The organism is Xanthomonas sp. A1809 (assembly GCF_017746015.1).
GTDB classification, from domain to species: domain Bacteria; phylum Pseudomonadota; class Gammaproteobacteria; order Xanthomonadales; family Xanthomonadaceae; genus Xanthomonas; species Xanthomonas euvesicatoria.
Map to the genome: position 1 here is coordinate 318411 of NZ_JAGHWZ010000005.1, position 17027 is coordinate 335437.

The following is a 17027-nucleotide window of genomic DNA, read 5'->3' on the forward strand; positions in this document are numbered from 1 at the left end:
AGCACATGCTTTTCCCCATTCCCCATTCCCCATTCCCCATTCCCCATTCCCGATTCCCGATTCCCGATTAAACTGCCTCCATGCAGACCACCACTTTCCGCACCGCCACCGTCGCTGACATCGACGCCCTTGTCCTGCTGGTGACCTCGGCCTATCGCGGCGATAGCAGCCGCGTGGGCTGGACCACCGAGGCCGATATTCTCGAGGGTGCGCGTATCGATCCGGCCGTGCTGCGCGACGATCTCCTGCGCGAACGCAGCCTGGTGCTGGTGGTCGAACAGGATGAGCGGCTGGTGGCCTGTGCGCATATCGCCGATGACCACGGCGCCGGGTACTTCGGGATGTTCGCGGTGGATCCTTCGTTGCAGGGCAGCGGGCTCGGCAAGACGCTGTTGGCCGAAGCCGAGCGCCTGGCACATAGCCAGTGGCAGCTGCCGGTCATGCGCATGACCGTCATCGATGTGCGCGATGAACTCATCGCGTTCTACGAACGCCGCGGGTATCGCCGCACCGGCATCGTCAAACCCTTCCCGTACGGCGACGAGCGCTTCGGCATTCCGCTGCGCCAGGATCTGCGTTTTGAAGTGCTGGAAAAGCAGTTGGGCGGGCCAACCCCGTGAGCGACACCTGGACCTTCGTCTGTGCCAGCGATGCGCTGCTGCCCGGTGAAATGCAGACCGTCTGGGACGAGGTCACCGACACGCCGATCGTGGTGTTCAACCTCGATGGCGCCTTGTATGCGCTGGAAGACCGCTGCAGCCACGAAGACTACGAATTGTCGCCCGGCAGCTTCGATCCGGTTGCCGGCACCATCGAATGCCAGTTGCATAGCGCGCGCTTCGATGTCCGCGACGGCCGCCCCTTGTGCGCGCCTGCCTACACGGCCGTGCCCAAGTTCCCGGTCAAGCGCGAACACGACGGTATCTGGACCCGCGACGATCGCTGACGCGGTGCATTGCGGCGGCCAGCGCTCCAGGGCGCTAGGGCGCCACGCGTTGCAGCGTCTGCCATCGATCGGTAAATATTGCAAAGAAGAATGATTTGCATTTAAGATCGCATCCTTAAGGCCTTCTTAACAACTGGCCTGTCTGCGACCCCATGCAACCAGTCCTGCTCGACACCCGCCCCGCTCGTTCGCTGCGCCTGCGCGCCCTCGCGCAGCGCTTCAGCTTGCCTGGCTTCGGCGACTGTCGGCGCAGCGCATCGGATTAGCCGGCGCAGCGTCCACGCATTCCATCCCGCATCCGCCGAGCCATCGCCAGGTGGGAGCCTCGCCTCCTCTTTGAGACCTTCCATGACGCCTAGCATTTCCCCGCTCGCTTCGGCCGTGTTGCTGACGCTGTCCGCCCCCGCTTTCGCCCAGCCCGACGATGTGTCGGCGCCTCCAGGGGCGGTGGATCTGGATGCGATCCGGGTGCAGCAGGAACGTGCGCAGAAGCCGTCTTCGCCCAAGTACACAGAAGCGCTGCGCGACACGCCGCAGACCATTACCGTGGTCACCAAGCAGACCATGGACCAGCAGAATCTGCTGTCGCTGCGCGATGTGCTCAGCACCCTGCCCGGCATCACCTTCGGCGCGGGCGAAGGCGGCGGCGGCTATGGCGACAGCATCAACCTGCGCGGCTTCACCGCCAGCAGCGACATCACCACCGACGGCGTGCGCGACAGCGCGCAGTACAGCCGCAGCGACACCTTCAACCTCGAATCCGTCGAGCTCATCAACGGTGCCAACTCGGCCATGTCCGGCGCCGGCTCGGTCGGTGGCAACATCAATCTGGTCACCAAGACTGCCGGCCAGGGCAACTTCACCAACGTCATGATCGGCGGCGGCAGCGACCGTTACGGCCGCCTCACTGCCGACAGCAATTACGATTTCGAAAACGGCACTGCCGTGCGCTTGAATGCGATGGGCCACACCCAGGACGTGCCGGGCCGCGATGAAGAATTCCGTCACCGCTGGGGGTTTGCGCCGTCGGTGGCGTTCGGCCTGGGCTCGGACACGCGTTTCACGTTGAGCTATCTGCACCAGCACGACAACAACCTGCCGCAGTACGGCGTGCCCTTCGCGCTCAGCCCGTTCAACGATGGCCCGCTGCCGGGCGTGGACCGCGAAACCTACTACGGTTATCGCAATGTGGCGCGTCAGGAGATCGACGTGGACATGCTCACCGGCGTGCTGGAAATGGACTTCGACGACAACGTCAAACTGCGCAGCCTGGCGCGCTTGCAGCGCGTGGATCAGCGCACCACCGCCACTGCTCCGGAGGGCACCTGGTGCCTGCCCAACAACACCAACGCCTACACCGGCCGCGCGTGCGTGGGCCAGCCGCCGTCCACCTGGAACCCCAACAGCGGGCCGCGCGGACTGGTGCGCGATACCGAAAACTTCATCGCGCACAGCCAGACCGACCTGACCGCCACGCTGCACACCGGTGCAATCGAACATCGCGTCGTCGCCGGCGTCGCCTTCAGCAAGGAAGACTTCGAGCTGGATAGCGGTTCGCTGTTCCGCAATGCCGACGGCTCCACCACCGGCATCACCTACCCGCTGCAGTCGTTCGACAACCCGTACAACATCTGGACCGGCCCGCAGAACTATTTCCGCACCGGCCGCAGCAAGGGCAGCCTGACCAACCAGGCGGTGTACCTGTTCGACACGCTGCAATTCAACGAGCAATGGATGCTCAACCTGGGCGGCCGCTACGAGCACAACGAAGGCGACACCACCACCTATACCGTCAACGCCACCGGCGGCATCACCGGCGTGACTGCGGGCTTCCCCGCCGGCAGCAAGGACGATCTGTTTTCGTATCGCGCCGGCCTGGTATTCAAACCGGTCGACAACGCCAGCCTGTACCTGTCCTATGCAAATGCGAAGACGCCTTCCAAGGCCTCGGTCAACGGCTCGTGCACGCCGATTGCCACCTCCACCGTGGGTGCCAACTGCAATGTCGAACCGGAAACCGCGGTCAATATCGAACTGGGCGGCAAGTGGGATGCGCTGGACGAGCGCCTGGCGCTGACCGCTGCGGTGTTCCGCAACGAACGCCAGAACTACAAGGTCAACAGCGGCGACCCGTTGGTCCCCGAGCAGGTGCTGGACGGCAAGGCGCGCGTGGACGGCATTGCGCTGGGCGCGGCCGGCTACCTGACCGAGCGCTGGTCCATCTTCGCCAACTACACCTTCCTGGACAGCGAAGTGCTGCAGAGCGTGTCCAACCGCACCGCCAGCCTGACAGGCGACCCCATCGCCGGGCGCGAGCTGGTGCAGACCCCGCGCAACGCCGGCAATCTGTGGACCACCTACCAGCTCAACCAGTGGACCTTCGGTTACGGCGTCAACTATCAGGGCAGCTTCTACCCGAACAACACCTCGACCGCGGTCTACCGCAAGACCGACGCCTATTGGGTGCATCGCGCCATGGTCGGCCTGCGCGTCAACACGTGGCTCAGCCTGCAGTTGAACGTCAACAACCTGTTCGACAAGGTCTACTACACCAGCATCCGCAACAACCTCACTGTCAATGCCGCAGGAACCGTCACGGCGGGCAGCGGTTGGGCATTGCCGGGGGACGGCCGCTCGGCAGTGTTGAACGCCACCTTCAGCTTCTAACCCTCAGGCACGCCGTGCGCGCTGCGCTGGCGACGTGGAGACCACCGCATGTTGCTGCCCATTCCCGATGTGCTCAGCCCCGCGCAGCTCAGCCAGCTGCGCGCACAGCTGGACGTGGCCGACTGGGCAGACGGCCGCATCACTGCAGGCCACCAGTCGGCACAGGCCAAGGACAACGCACAGTTGCCCGAAGACAGCGCCGTTGCACGCGAGGCCGGCGCGCTGGTGCTGGAGGCACTGGCGCGCAGCAGCACGTTCTTTTCCGCAGTGCTGCCGCGCAGGATCTATCCGCCGCTGTTCAATCGCTACAGCGGCGGGCAGTCGTTCGGCTATCACGTCGATAACGCAGTGCGCTACGACCGCAGTCGTGGCGGCGCCGAAGCAGTACGCACCGATGTCTCCGCCACGCTGTTTCTCAGCGACCCGGACAGCTACGACGGCGGCGAGCTGGTCATCGAAGACACCTACGGCACGCAGTCGGTCAAGCTGCCGGCCGGGCATCTTGTGATCTATCCGGGCACGAGTCTGCACAGGGTCATGCCGGTCACGCGTGGGGCGCGCGTGGCTTGCTTTTTCTGGACACAAAGCATGCTGCGTGACGCTGCGCAGCGCCGCCTGTTGTTCGAACTGGATGTCTCGATCCGCCGCCTCACCCAGGACACGCCCGGGCATCCCTCATTGATCCAGCTCACCGGCGTGTATCACAACCTGTTGCGGCAATGGGCCGATGTCTGAGCCGGCGCTGGACATCACGCAGCTGAGCGCATTGCTGCGCACGCAGCCGGAACAGGCACGTGCGCTCTTGCACAAAGCCGCTGCGAACCATGACGTAAGTGCACAAGTACTGCTCGCGCAGATGTACGCCGAAGGACGCGGCATTGCCGCAGATCCGGCTGCAGCGATGCTGTGGTACGAAGTGGCCGCCAACGCAGGGTGTGCGGAGGCGATGAACCAGCTGGGCCGCTGCCATGAGCTCGGGTTCGGCACGGCCAGCAACGATGTGCTGGCCGTGCTGTGGTATCGCCACGCCGCCGAACAGGGCCTGGTCTGGGGCATGTACAACCTGGCGCACATGTACGCCTCCGGGCGCGGCGTGGCGCAGGACCACACGCAGGCATTGGCGCTGTACCGCCGCGCGGCCGAAGCCGGTCATGCCAAGTCGATGAACTTCCTGGCGCGCTATCTCGACCAGGGCCTGGCCTGCGCTGCAGATCCCCTGGCCGCATGCGTGTGGTACCGGCGCTCTGCCGAGGCGGGCGATTTCCGCGGTCAGGCCAGCTACGCCACCCTGCTTGCCGACAGCGGCGAGTTCGATGACGCAGAACAGTGGATGCGCCGCGCCATCGCAGGTGGCCACGCCGGTTTTCTGCAACAGCTCGCCCCGCTGCTGGCCGGCGCGCGCCATCCGCGCCTGCGCGCCTTGCTGCACGAGGTGGCTGCACGGCAGCGGCAGTTGCAGCCTCGCGTTTCTGACGCTATGGCCTGAGCGCAGCATGTCCAGCTCAGACCACGCTCACCTCGCCAGCGCGCAGCAACGTCGCGGTTTCTGGCTGCGCATGCTGCATCAGTGGCACTGGATCAGCTCGGCGCTGTGCCTGATCGGCATGCTGCTGTTTACGGTCACCGGGCTGACCTTGAATCACGCCGCGCGCATCGAAGCCAGCCCATCGACCGAGCAACGCACGCTGACGCTGCCGCCTGCCCTGCTGCACACGCTGGGCAAGCGGCAGGACGGCAATGCACCGCTGCCGCCCCGTGTGGCGCAATGGTTAGGGCGCCAGCTCGACATCAGCATCGGCGCGCGCAATGGAGAATGGTCGGCCGACGAGGTGTATGTCGCACTGCCCCGCCCAGGCGGCGACGCGTGGCTGAGCCTGGACCGTACGACGGGTGCAATCGAATACGAGCGCACATCGCGGGGCTGGGTGGCCTATCTCAACGATCTGCATAAAGGCCGCAACGCCGGGCCGGCCTGGGGCTGGTTTATCGATGTCTTTGCGATCGCCTGCCTGGTGTTCTGCATCACCGGCCTGTTTCTTCTTCACTTGCATGCACGGCAGCGACACATGACCTGGCCGCTGGTCGGCCTGGGCCTGCTGATTCCGCTGTTGCTTGCCCTGCTGTTGGTCCACTGAATCCTTCTACCGGAGACGATCATGCGCGCCACATTGACCATCGCCCTGAGCGGCCTGCTCGCCATGCCGGCATATGCGGCCACGCTCGACATCAACATCGAAATCCCCAAGCTCAACGTCGCCGAATACCACCGCCCGTATGTCGCGGTCTGGCTGGAAGGTGCCGATCAGAAGGTCGCCGCCAATCTGGCGGTCTGGTATCAATCCAGGGACACCGCCGAAGGCCACGGCACCAAATGGCTGCCGGATCTGCGCCAGTGGTGGCGCAAGAGCGGCCGCACCCTGAGCGTGCCGGTCGACGGCGTCACCGGCCCCACCCGGCCGGCCGGCGCGCATGCGCTGTCGTTCTCCGACACCAAGGGCGCATTGAAGTCGCTGCCGGCTGGGCAATACACGCTGGTGGTGGAAGCCGCACGCGAAGTTGGCGGCCGCGAGCTGGTCAAGGTGCCTTTCACCTGGCCGGCGACCTCCGCGCAGACAGCCAAAGCCAGCGGCAGCAGCGAGCTCGGTGCGATCAGCCTGGTTGCAAAGCCCTGAACGCTGCGCTGGCGTTGGCGGTGCTCTCCAGCACGTCGCTGTTTCCGCAGGTCACACCTGCCGCATGGCGGCAAGGCGTGTTGCTTCACACCCGGCGCTTTCCACGCATGCAGACAGCGCTGCAGTCTCGCGCTGATTCCACGTGCGTCCCATCGTTGTCATCGTCTTTCAAGGAGTCGTCATGAAACGCTCGCTCGTCCTGATTAGCCTGCTTGCCAGCCTGCCACTCAGCGCACTTGCTCATAAGGCCTGGTTGCTGCCGTCGCAGACCGTCATCGCTGGCGATGCGCCGTGGATCACCGTGGATGCTGCAGTGTCCAACGATCTGTTCTACTTCAACCACGTGCCGCTGCGACTGGATAACCTGAGCATCACCGCCCCCGATGGCAGTGCGCTCACGCCGGAGAACCCGGCGATCGGCAAGTACCGCAGCGTGTTCGACCTGCAGCTCACCCAGCCCGGCACCTACAAGCTGGCCATCGTCAATGCAGGCCTGTTCGCCAGCTGGAAGGAAGACGGCAAGCCCAAGCGCTGGCGTGGCGACGAAACCCGCTTCGCCACCGAGGTGCCGAAGAACGCGCAGGATTTACAGGTCTCGCAGTCCTTCAATCGGGTGGAGACCTTCGTCACCCGCGGTGCGCCGACCACCACGGTCTTCAAGCCCGCCGGCAAGGGCATCGAGTTGATTCCGGTGACCCATCCCAACGATCTGGTTGCCGGCGAACCCGCGCAGTTCACCCTGCAGCTGGACGGCAAACCGGCCGCCGGGCTGGAGATCGACATCGTGCGCGGCGGCACCCGTTACCGGAATGCGCAAAACGAGATCAAGCTCAAGACCGATGCCAAGGGTGGCTTCAGCGTGACTTGGCCGGAAGCCGGCATGTATTGGCTGGAAACCACCAGCGAAGACACAACGACCTCGCTGCCGCAGGCCAAGCAACGTCGCCTGGGCTATGTCGCCACGCTGGAAGTGCTGCCGCAGTAATCTGCCGGCACGCGGCAGGAGCGCACGCAACGTGCATCCTGCCGCCCCATCTTCATAAGACCCGTCCATGCCCGCATCGTCTTCCGCCGACCACGCCATTGCCACGCTCGGCGGCCGCAGCATGGGCACCACCTGGAGCGTGAAGCTGGTGGCGCCGCGCGGACGCGATCTGCACCCCTTGCATGCGTGCATCCAGGCCGCGCTGGATCGCGTGGTCGCGCAGATGAGTACCTGGGAGGTCGATTCGGATATCAGCCGTTACAACCGCGCACCGGCGGGTAGCTGGCATCACCTGCCCGACGAATTCCACGCAGTGCTGAGCGCAGCATTGGAGATCGCACAGGCCAGCGAGGGTGCCTTCGACCCCACCGTCGGTCCGATGGTCGAGCTATGGGGCTTCGGCGCCGCCGGCGCGCGCCGGCGTGTGCCGGAAGCGCAGGCGATCGCATTGGCGAGCCTGCGTTGCGGCTGGCAACGCCTGCAGCTGGATGGCAAGCGTGTGCTGCAGCCAGGCGCAGTGGGACTGGATCTGTCCGGCATCGCCAAGGGCTTCGGTGTGGACTGTGTGCATCGCGCATTGCTGCAGTCGGGTATCGACAGTGCATTGATCGAGGTCGGCGGCGAATTGTTCGGCTACGGACGCAAGCCCGATACCAGCGTGTGGCGCGTGCTGGTCGAATCCGCCCCCGACGAAGACGCCGGCAGCGCACTACCACCACGCGTGCTGGCGCTGGACGGCCTGGCGGTCGCCACCTCCGGCGATCGCTGGCACCGCTTCGATGCCGACGGCACACGCTATACGCACACCTTCGACCCACGCACCGGCGCGCCCGTTCCGCATGCCCCTGCGGCGGTCACCGTACTCGCGCCCGATGCGATGCAGGCCGATGCCTGGGCCACCGCGATGACCGTGCTTGGCGTCGATGCCGGTCTTGCCCATGCACGCAAGGCGGAACTGGCCGTGCGATTCCTGGCACGCAAAGACGGCATCCTGCTCGAATCCATGAGCCCGGCATTCGAACGCCACCTGTCCGCGTCATGAGCAGCGCCACCTCACGCGTGTGGCTGGGCAACGGGCTGGTTCTGCTGGCGCTTGCGGTCATCGTCGGCTGGCTGGCCGGCCTGCATGAGGGCGCATGGTGGAGCCCACCCACGCCGCATCGTTGGCAACTGGCCACACTCGGCCTGGCGCTGTATCTGGGCCTGTGTGCGGTCGTGCTGCTGCGTGCCCGCAAGCGCGTCGGCGCACAACGCGCAGACGCCAGCGGCGTGTTGATCGTCTGGGCAAGCCAGACCGGTTTCGCGCGTGAGCTGGCGCAACGCAGCGTTGCCGCGCTGCAATCGGCTGGCGTCGGCGCGCATGCGCTGCCGATCGAAGCCGTCGATAGCGATCAACTCGCACGCGTGCCGCGGCTGCTGTGCATCGTCAGCACCACCGGCGAAGGCGATGCGCCCGACCATGCGCAGGCCGCCGAGCGCGCCTGGCGTGCCGACCACGCGCAGGATCTGACGGCGGTGCAGTACGCAGTGCTGGCGCTTGGCGACCGTGGTTACGCGCACTACTGCGCGTTCGGCCGACGCCTCGACGGTCGCCTGCAGGCGCGCGGCGCCACTCGCCTGTTCGAACGCATCGAGGTCGATAACGCTGACCCGAACGCCCTGCAGCACTGGCAACGCCGTCTGGCGGAACTGGCGCCCGCAATGGCGACGCAACCCGACTGGAGCCTGCCCACCTACACCACCTGGCAGCTACGCGAACGTGTCCACGTCAATCCCGGCAGTGTGGGTGCGCCGATTTACCGACTGCGCCTGACGCCATGCGATGGCGCGTTGCCGCAGTGGAGCGCAGGCGATATCGCGGAGATCGCACCGCGTCACACCCCGGATGCGGTCGAGTCCTGGCTGCGGCGTAACCACTACGATGGCGCGCAGCAGATCGACGGCCGCCCCCTGCGCGACTGGCTCGGCGGCGCGCAACTTCCCGTCGATACCGATGCCGCTCTTGGTATCGATGTGGATGCCGGTGCCAGCCTCAGAGCTAGTGCTAGTGCTAGGGCTGGCGCCGATGCCGATGCCGATGCCGATGCCGATGCCGATGCCGATGCCGATGCCGAAGTCAGAATCGACCCAACTACGGGCACAGGTAAAGGCACTGATACAGCTACGGGAACAGCCACAGGTACAACTTCACCACTGGACGCAGATGTGTTGGTGCGCAGTTTGGCCGCCCTGCCCCATCGCGACTATTCGCTTGCCTCCATCCCCGAGGAAGGCCATGCCGAACTGCTGGTGCGCGAGCATCGACACGCCGACGGCAGCCTGGGGCTGGGTAGCGGCTGGCTCTGCGTCCATGCACAGATAGGCGCGCCCATCGCGCTGCGCTTGCGCAGCAACCCCGGCTTCCACCCGCCCGCACCCGACCAGCCGATGCTGCTGATCGGCAACGGCACCGGCATCGCCGGTCTGCGCGCGCATCTACGTGCACGCATCACAGCCGGCGCGCGGCGCAACTGGCTGCTGTTCGGCGAACGCAATGCCGCGCACGACGCGCTGTATGCCGACGAGTTGCAGCAGTGGCACCAGGACGGCTGGATCGAACGCCTGGAGCTTGTCTACTCGCGCGATCAACCGCAGCCACCGCATTACGTCCAACACGCACTGGCCGCAGCCGCCGACCGCCTGCGTCATTGGATCGATCAAGATGCCTGTATCTACGTCTGCGGCAGCCTGCGCGGCATGGCACCCGAACTCGACCGCACATTGGATTGCATCCTCGGAGCCGATGTCAGCCAGGAACTGCTGGGCAGCGGGCGCTATCGCCGCGACGTGTACTGAACCATCGCACGCGGCACCGCCAAAAGCGATCAACAAAGCGATTACGCAGATACCCGCAGCGCGTCTGCTGCTGAAATCCGCAACATCCCTGCTTGCGGTGGCTGCGCGCTAGACGCGCCGGTTGATCCAGGACCGCGCTCCGGCTTCCCCATTCTCTCTCGATCACCGCATTACGCTGCCAGATCGACCAGATTGCTCGGTGTCGCGCTGCCGCCAATGCTGCGGTACTGCCCCACGGCCATCTGCATCAACGCTGCATAGGCCTGCTGTGTGCCGTCGCTGCTGGATGCATCGGCCGATGACGGCGGTCGCGGCGGCGGATCGCGTGGCTGCATCGCTTCCTGCAGTTCCTGCAGACTCAGCGCCCCGCTCTTGTCGCTGTCGAGCAGGTCCAGCAGCTGCGTGCTCGACGCACTGTCGCCATTGACCAGCGTGCTCAATTCACCGCTGCTGACACTGTCGTCGCCATCGCTGTCCAGGCCGGCAAACAACGACTGCACATCCTGTCCTTGCTCACCCGGCGGTGGCGGAGGCGGCGGCAAGGCCTGCGCCAGTTCGCTCTCGCTGACGGTGCCGCCACCATCCTGATCGAGCATGCTCAGCAGCCCGTCGATGTCGATCTTGCTGTCGTCATTGCTATTGGAGGACAGCGCGGTCGACAGCTCGGACGCGGTCAGGCTGCCATCGCTGTCACTATCGATGGATTTGAACAACTGCGTCAGCGGATTGGTTTTTTCCGCCTGTGCGGCGGATGCGGCGTTGCCGGTGGTCGCACTGCGGCTTGCATAGGACGTGTAGGCGGCGTAGCCGGCTCCGACCGAGCTGATGGTACTCATTGGTTTCCCCCTGGAATTGCCGGAACCACTCGCGGCGCCTGCACTGTTCCCTAGCCAGGTGGCACAGCGATGCCGTCGCTTGTCTGCGTTGACACGAATGCATCCGGGCGCGTGCCAGGAGGCGCGCCCTGCTCGCAGATACGTGAAGAAGGCCCTAGACCGGACTCACCCGAATCGCCAGCAATTCGCCCCCACCGTCGAGTACGTAACGGGTGCGCGTCGCTGCACTCAACCACGCGGTATCGCCAGCCGCCAACGGCGGCAAACCGCTGTCGCGCCCGAAACTGGCCTGGCCGGCAAGCAGATGAATCGCCCAGGCGCTACCTGGGTCGGCAAAGAACAACATGGTGCCGACCAGAGGACGATGCAGCAGCTCGGTCTGCAGCACATCGCGCCGCCACATCAGGTTGAAATCCTGGGTAGGACCGTCCAGCAGCACTGCCTCAACCGCCTCTTCGCCGGCAAATCGCACGCGTTGATAGGGCGGTACTAAGTCCACCCATCGCCTGCTGCCCGAAGCATTTGCAGCAAGGCGCTCACCAGCGCTCAACGATCCATCGACAGCAGCATGCTCGCCAACACTCTCTGCGCCACTCGCGTCTGAACCAACACCCTTCCAGGCACCCGCAGCGGTTTCGGTTTCGGCTCCGGCATTCTCGGCGCTGACGGTCACACGAGCGCTGGCAATGTCACTAGCACCGGTATGGATATGGGTTTCGGCTTTGGGTTTGGCTTTGGTTGCGGCTTGGACATCAGTATCGCCACCGCCGAACGTCAAACGCATGCCATGACCCCGAAGCAGCACCAACTCACGATCGATGCCCGGGAATGCCGAGAACGCGGCATCCTGCTCGATTTCGGCAATCGACAGCCGCAATGCCCATTGCGCTGTATCGCCCACACGCAGGATCTCCCGCGTCCAACCCAACTGATTGCGCCACCGCTCACGGCGGTACTCATTGGCCGGAATCACCCGGCTGCTCAGGTCTGTCAGCTGCATCGGCGCATTGTGCCTCAAGCTCACGCCCCGAGATCAGGCTGTATCTTGCTGCTTCGTCTGTCTTTATCGGCAAGACGCATAGCCAGTGACCTGAACATCAAGCGGCGGGCTGACGCCACGACCCATCGCAAGGCGGGCTCTACCAATACTTGGTACGCATGAGTCACTCGAACACTTGGAGGCTTTGAAGCAGTCCACTCTGCCTGAAGACTGCCCACCAAGTTTTGCTGTCCACTTCAAAACACCTTGGCGATGCGCGATCCCAAGATCTTCACAGGCCAAAACGAAAAACGCCCGGCTGCACATCCAAGTGCAACACCGGGCGATTCCACGTCCTTGTCGGCTTCCAGCCATCCCCCAGACATCCTGTCCAGTTAGGTTGCGGCCACGCATCCTCGCGTCGAACCGTATCTCGGATCCCTTCCCCTTAACGCCGTCCCACCGGTTTCACCGCCGCCCCCTTGGCAGCCTTCTTGGCTGGAGCCATCGTGGCTCCAACTTCGATCAGGTCGCGATTCCGTTCGACCGTCTTGAGTCCGATGCCCTTGACCAGTGCCAGTTCCTCGGCACTTTTGAAGGGACCGTTTGCCTGACGGTGCTCGACGATTGCCTCGGCTTTTGATCGCCCGACATTCATCAGCACCTTGTCCAATTCCTCAGCAGACGCGGTGTTGATATCGACCTTGTCGAGCGCATACGCATTCGAGGACAACAACAACGCCAGTAGCAGGGACTTCAGGACTACGGTAAATGACTTCATTGCAACGCTCCTTGTGGCTTGGGTGATGGTCCTAGCCAGCATTCCTGCCGGCGGAGCCAGTGTCCCGCGCCACATGCAGCAATCCTATCGCCAACGAACTTTTCACACAGCCGGTGAACTGCGCGCCGCCTTGTAGGGAAATACCTACCCCCCGAGGCGGGCGTAGAATGTGCGGCTACGTCACGCATTCGGAGCCTCCATGGACAGCGCCAAGATCGACCAATTCCTCAGCGACACCTGGGACCGCGAGATCGTCCCGCAACTGGTCGATTACATCCGTATTCCCAACAAGTCGCCGATGTTCGATGCCGATTGGGTGGCCCACGGCTACATGGAGCAGGCGGTCGTGTTGATGGAGACCTGGGCGCGTGCGCAGGCCATCGACGGCATGCAGGTCGAGGTGGTGCGCCTGGAAGGCCGCACACCATTGATCTTCATCGAGATTCCGGCCACCGGCCCCGAATCGGGCGAGGACACCGTGCTGCTGTACGGTCATCTGGACAAGCAGCCGGAGATGACCGGCTGGGACCCGGACCTGGGCCCCTGGGAGCCGGTGTTGCGCGACGACAAGCTGTACGGGCGTGGTGGCGCCGACGACGGCTATGCCATCTTCGGGTCTCTCGCCGCGATTCTGGCACTGCGCAACCAGGGCCTGCCGCATGCGCGCTGCGTGGTGTTGATCGAGGCCTGCGAGGAATCGGGCAGCTACGATCTGCCGGCCTATGTGGACCATCTGGCCGAGCGCATCGGCAAGCCGTCGCTGGTGGTGTGCCTGGACTCGGGCTGCGGCAATTACGAACAGCTGTGGTGCACGACTTCGTTGCGCGGGCTAACCGGCGGCAACCTGATGGTCAAGGTGCTGGAAGAAGGCGTGCACTCGGGCGATGCCTCGGGCGTAGTGCCGTCCAGCTTCCGCCTGCTGCGCCAGCTTCTGTCCCGCATCGAAGACGAAACCACCGGCCGCATCCTGCTCGATGGCCTGCATGTGGAGGTGCCCGCCGAGCGGCTGACCCAAGCGAAGGCCGCCGCTGCCACATTGGATACCGCGATTTTCGACAAGTTCCCGATGGTCGATGGCCTGGTGCCGATGCACGAGGACCTCACCGAATTGGTGTTGAACCGCACCTGGCGCCCGGCGCTGTCGATCACCGGTGTGGATGGCATGCCGCCGCTGGCGTCGGCCGGCAACGTGCTGCGTCCGCAGACCGCGGTGAAACTGTCGCTGCGACTGCCGCCAACGGCCGATGGCAAGGCCTGCGGCGAGTTGCTCAAGGCCGCGCTACTGCGCGACCCGCCCAATGGTGCGCAGGTGACGCTAGAGCTGGAAAAGGCCTCGTCCGGCTGGAATGCACCGGCGATGGCACCATGGCTGGAGAAGGCGATCGACGACGCCAGCCAGGCTTTTTTCGACAAGCCGGCGATGTACATGGGCGAAGGCGGCTCGATCCCGTTCATGGGCATGCTTGGCGAGAAGTTTCCCGGCGCGCAGTTCATGATCACCGGCGTGCTTGGCCCGCATTCCAATGCGCATGGCCCCAACGAGTTCCTGCACATCCCGATGGGCAAGCGCGTGACTGCCTGCGTCTCGAAGGTGATTGCCGACCATCACGCCGCCTGCCTGCGCGGCGAAACCAGCGGCTCGCCGGTGGCGGCCGATAGCGGCACCCGTCATGGTGGGCATGGTTGCTGTTGAGTTGTGGCTTCATCGATGCGTGCGGTTGGCGCGCATCGATTTCATGAAAGGTGGGGCTGCGCTTTAAGTGGGGATGAGCGGGTGCGCCGTGGTCGTCGGGCTGACCCGCTTTGGCGCTCAGGCTTGCTGGCGCAACCTGGCCGCCGGGCTCCACGTACTGCCTGGACCGCATCCTTACCCGATTCCCTCTGCCGCTGGCAGAGGGGAGATCGGTTGCTCTTCTTCGGGACGTGCCTGGCGCGCATTGCCCAGCGCAGAACTGGCGTTCTTTGCACACCCAAGTCGGCAAGGGTTCCCGCAGGGGTTTGTTTATCGAAAGACGGCTTCTTTGCGCGGGAAGACAACTTCCCGGGAGTCACTGCCCGAACCATGAGCGCGTGGTAGCAGGAGCCGATGACCATGTCATGCTGAAGGCAGTGCATCGGCCCGCGCGCTCCAATGCTCGCTGCGTGAGGCAGCGACATCCGAAATGCTAGTCTGCCGATCCCGTCCACCTTCGGTGCTGCGATGAATCATCTGTTTGGTAGCGACAGCTGGCTCTACATTCTGCTGGTCGGTTTTGTGGTTGGGCTGCTGGCGCGTTTCATTACGCCGGGTACCCAACGTCTGGGCTGCCTGCTGACGATCGTGCTGGGCATTGCCGGTGCCGTGGTCGCCAGCTGGTTTGGCCGCTACATGGGGTGGTACCGCGCGGGCGAGCCGGCCGGTTTCCTTGGCGCGCTGCTCGGCGCGATTGCCATCCTGGCGTTGTTGCGGTTGTTCAGTGGCAGCAAGCGCTGAGCGTTTCAACGCGTCTCTTCCGCGTCTATCCATCACTCCACTACGCCTTCTCTCTTCATGACGTCACTTCATCCGGATCCTGCGCGCGACGCGCTTCGCCTGCATTGGGCACAACAAGCGCTCGACGATCCACACGCTTCGCTGCAGCGCGCATCGGTCGATGCAGGGTTTCGCAGCTACTGGCGCACGCGCGGGCGTGGCGTGGATCGCATCTTGATGGATGCGCCGCCACAGCTGGAAAACGTGGCGCCCTGGCTGCGCATGCATGCACTTCTGGGCGCCCATGGGGTACGCGTGCCTCAGGTGCTTGCGCAGGATCTGGAAACGGGCTTTTTACTGCTAGAGGATCTGGGCGTTCCGACGCTGGCACAGGTGCTCACCGACGCCAACGCCGACGACTTGCTGGATGGCGCGATTGCCCAGCTGCTGCTGCTGCAAAGAATTCCCCCACCTGCCGATAGTGGCGTGTTTGGCGAGGCGCTGCTCCAACGCGATGCCGGCTTGTTCGAAGAGTGGTTTTTAGGCCGCCACCTGGGCGTGCAGCTGGACTGCGCCCATGCCGAGCAGTTGCAATTGGTGCAGCGCCGTCTGATGGACAACGCGCTGGCCCAGCCGCGCGTGTTCACCCACCGCGATTTCATGCCGCGCAATCTGATGCCGGTGCCCGATGGCCCGGCGGTGCTGGACTTCCAGGATTGCGTGATCGGCCCGATTGCCTACGACCCGATCAGCCTGTTCAAGGACACTTCGGTGAGCTGGCCGATCGCTCGCGTAGACAGCTGGCTGCAGCACTATCACGCACGTGCCGCAACGGCTGGATTACCGGTACCGCCGTTGGCGCAGTTCCTGCGCGATGCGGACTGGATGGGCGTGCAGCGCCACCTGAAAAACCTGGGGATTTTCTCGCGCCTGAGTCATCGCGATGGCAAGCATTGGTATCTGGACAATGTGCCGCGTTTCATGGCGTATCTGGACGAAGTGCTGCCGCGCTACGCCGAGCTTGCGCCGTTAATCGGCCTGCTTGACGCGGTGATCAAGCCCGCGCTGGCTGCGCGTGCCCAGCAGGCCACGGCATGAAGGCGCTGATCTTTGCGGCAGGATTCGGCGAGCGCATGCGCCCGCTGACAGAGCACACGCCCAAGCCACTGCTGTCCGTCGGTGGTGCGCCGTTGATCGTGTGGCATCTGCGCAAGTTGGCGGCGCTGGGCGTGGACGAGGCGGTGATCAATACCTCGTGGCTGGCCGAGCAGTTTCCGCAGCTGTTGGGAGACGGCAGCGCCTACGGTCTACGGCTGACCTATTCCTACGAAGGGACCACGCCGCTGGAAACCGGCGGCGGCATGTTGCATGCGCTGCCGCTATTAGGCGATGCGCCCTTTTTGCTGATCAACGGCGACATCTGGACGGACTTCGATTTTTCCCGTCTGCCGCAGGTACCCGCAGGACTTGCACAGCTGGTACTGGTCGACCGCCCCAGCTACGCAGCGCGCGCCGACTTCGCGCTGGATGCGGATGGCAAGGTGCGCGCAGATCTGCCCGCGACGCTCACCTATTCCGGCATTGGCATGTATCGACCAGCGCTGCTGCGCGATTGGCAATCGGTCATTGGCCAGTTGCCGGAACAGACTGGTACTGCGCCGCGCTTTGCGCTGGCGCCGATCCTGCGCGCAAAGATGGCGGAGGGCCTGATCGATGGCATCCACCACCCCGGACGCTGGACCGATGTCGGCACGCCGCAGCGGCTGGCCGCGCTGCAGGGGGAACTGGCGGGACCGGAGAAAAGCTGACGCGCCAGGGCGTGGGCATTACCTGCCGCCGATCCACCGCAGCGTATCCAACACACGGCACAACTG

At 64.5% G+C, this 17027-nt stretch carries 17 protein-coding genes; 14 read left to right on the top strand and 3 right to left on the bottom strand.

Going from position 1 to position 17027, the window contains the following annotated elements:
- The first annotated feature begins 80 nt into the window (after positions 1-80).
- From J7396_RS07780 to J7396_RS07825, 10 genes are all read left to right on the top strand, one after another.
- Positions 81-620 carry a GNAT family N-acetyltransferase gene (locus J7396_RS07780; RefSeq protein ID WP_008571841.1) on the top strand — a complete coding sequence of 180 codons (540 nt, stop codon included), beginning with the start codon at positions 81-83 and terminating at the stop codon, positions 618-620.
- Positions 617-946 carry a non-heme iron oxygenase ferredoxin subunit gene (locus J7396_RS07785; protein WP_008571843.1) on the top strand — a complete coding sequence of 110 codons (330 nt, stop codon included), beginning with the start codon at positions 617-619 and terminating at the stop codon, positions 944-946. The genes J7396_RS07780 and J7396_RS07785 overlap by 4 nt, the downstream gene beginning before the upstream one ends.
- 348 nt (positions 947-1294) lie before the next feature.
- Positions 1295-3613, top strand: a complete 2319-nt coding sequence (locus J7396_RS07790) for a TonB-dependent siderophore receptor (protein WP_029819899.1) — start codon at positions 1295-1297, stop codon at positions 3611-3613.
- 48 nt (positions 3614-3661) lie between these two features.
- Positions 3662-4348: a Fe2+-dependent dioxygenase gene (locus J7396_RS07795; protein WP_057680715.1), complete on the top strand. Its 687-nt coding sequence runs from the start codon at positions 3662-3664 to the stop codon at positions 4346-4348.
- The gene (locus J7396_RS07800; RefSeq protein WP_209261260.1) at positions 4341-5099 is read left to right on the top strand and encodes a tetratricopeptide repeat protein; all 759 of its coding nucleotides are present in this window, start codon (positions 4341-4343) and stop codon (positions 5097-5099) included. The genes J7396_RS07795 and J7396_RS07800 overlap by 8 nt, the downstream gene beginning before the upstream one ends.
- 7 nt (positions 5100-5106) lie before the next feature.
- Positions 5107-5748 (top strand): PepSY-associated TM helix domain-containing protein, encoded by a 642-nt coding sequence (locus J7396_RS07805; RefSeq protein ID WP_136732789.1) that lies wholly within the window; start codon positions 5107-5109, stop codon positions 5746-5748.
- A 21-nt stretch (positions 5749-5769) separates the two neighbouring features.
- Positions 5770-6285 carry a DUF2271 domain-containing protein gene (locus J7396_RS07810; RefSeq protein WP_014090678.1) on the top strand — a complete coding sequence of 172 codons (516 nt, stop codon included), beginning with the start codon at positions 5770-5772 and terminating at the stop codon, positions 6283-6285.
- 181 nt (positions 6286-6466) lie between these two features.
- Entirely contained in the window at positions 6467-7270 is an 804-nt protein-coding gene (locus tag J7396_RS07815; protein ID WP_071118570.1) for a DUF4198 domain-containing protein, read from the top strand.
- A gap of 67 nt (positions 7271-7337) precedes the next feature.
- A complete protein-coding gene (locus J7396_RS07820) occupies positions 7338-8312 on the top strand; it encodes an FAD:protein FMN transferase (RefSeq protein WP_209261261.1) in 975 nt (324 codons plus the stop codon).
- On the top strand, positions 8309-10105 hold the full coding sequence (locus J7396_RS07825; protein ID WP_209261262.1) for a flavodoxin domain-containing protein: 1797 nt from the start codon (positions 8309-8311) through the stop codon (positions 10103-10105). The genes J7396_RS07820 and J7396_RS07825 overlap by 4 nt, the downstream gene beginning before the upstream one ends.
- A 170-nt stretch (positions 10106-10275) precedes the next feature.
- Here the strand turns inward: J7396_RS07825 and J7396_RS07830 are convergent, their stop codons facing one another.
- The 3 genes from J7396_RS07830 to J7396_RS07840 form a co-directional block, all read right to left on the bottom strand.
- Positions 10276-10941, bottom strand: coding sequence for an EF-hand domain-containing protein (locus J7396_RS07830; protein WP_209261263.1), 666 nt, complete (start codon positions 10939-10941; stop codon positions 10276-10278).
- Positions 10942-11095: 154 nt separating this feature from the next.
- Positions 11096-11941, bottom strand: a complete 846-nt coding sequence (locus tag J7396_RS07835) for a HutD family protein (protein WP_127167415.1) — start codon at positions 11939-11941, stop codon at positions 11096-11098.
- A gap of 427 nt (positions 11942-12368) precedes the next feature.
- Positions 12369-12743, bottom strand: coding sequence for a helix-hairpin-helix domain-containing protein (locus tag J7396_RS07840; RefSeq protein ID WP_008572623.1), 375 nt, complete (start codon positions 12741-12743; stop codon positions 12369-12371).
- A 157-nt stretch (positions 12744-12900) separates the two neighbouring features.
- Here J7396_RS07840 and J7396_RS07845 point away from each other — a divergent pair, with 157 nt between their 5' ends.
- From J7396_RS07845 to murU, 4 genes are all read left to right on the top strand, one after another.
- Entirely contained in the window at positions 12901-14394 is a 1494-nt protein-coding gene (locus tag J7396_RS07845) for a M20 family metallopeptidase (RefSeq protein ID WP_209261264.1), read from the top strand.
- Positions 14395-14901: 507 nt separating this feature from the next.
- Entirely contained in the window at positions 14902-15174 is a 273-nt protein-coding gene (locus J7396_RS07850; protein ID WP_005913344.1) for a GlsB/YeaQ/YmgE family stress response membrane protein, read from the top strand.
- 57 nt (positions 15175-15231) lie between these two features.
- On the top strand, positions 15232-16251 hold the full coding sequence (locus J7396_RS07855; RefSeq protein WP_014090686.1) for a phosphotransferase: 1020 nt from the start codon (positions 15232-15234) through the stop codon (positions 16249-16251).
- Positions 16248-16961 (top strand): N-acetylmuramate alpha-1-phosphate uridylyltransferase MurU, encoded by a 714-nt coding sequence (gene murU, locus J7396_RS07860; RefSeq protein ID WP_011348135.1) that lies wholly within the window; start codon positions 16248-16250, stop codon positions 16959-16961. The genes J7396_RS07855 and murU overlap by 4 nt, the downstream gene beginning before the upstream one ends.
- The last annotated feature ends 66 nt before the right edge of the window (positions 16962-17027 follow it).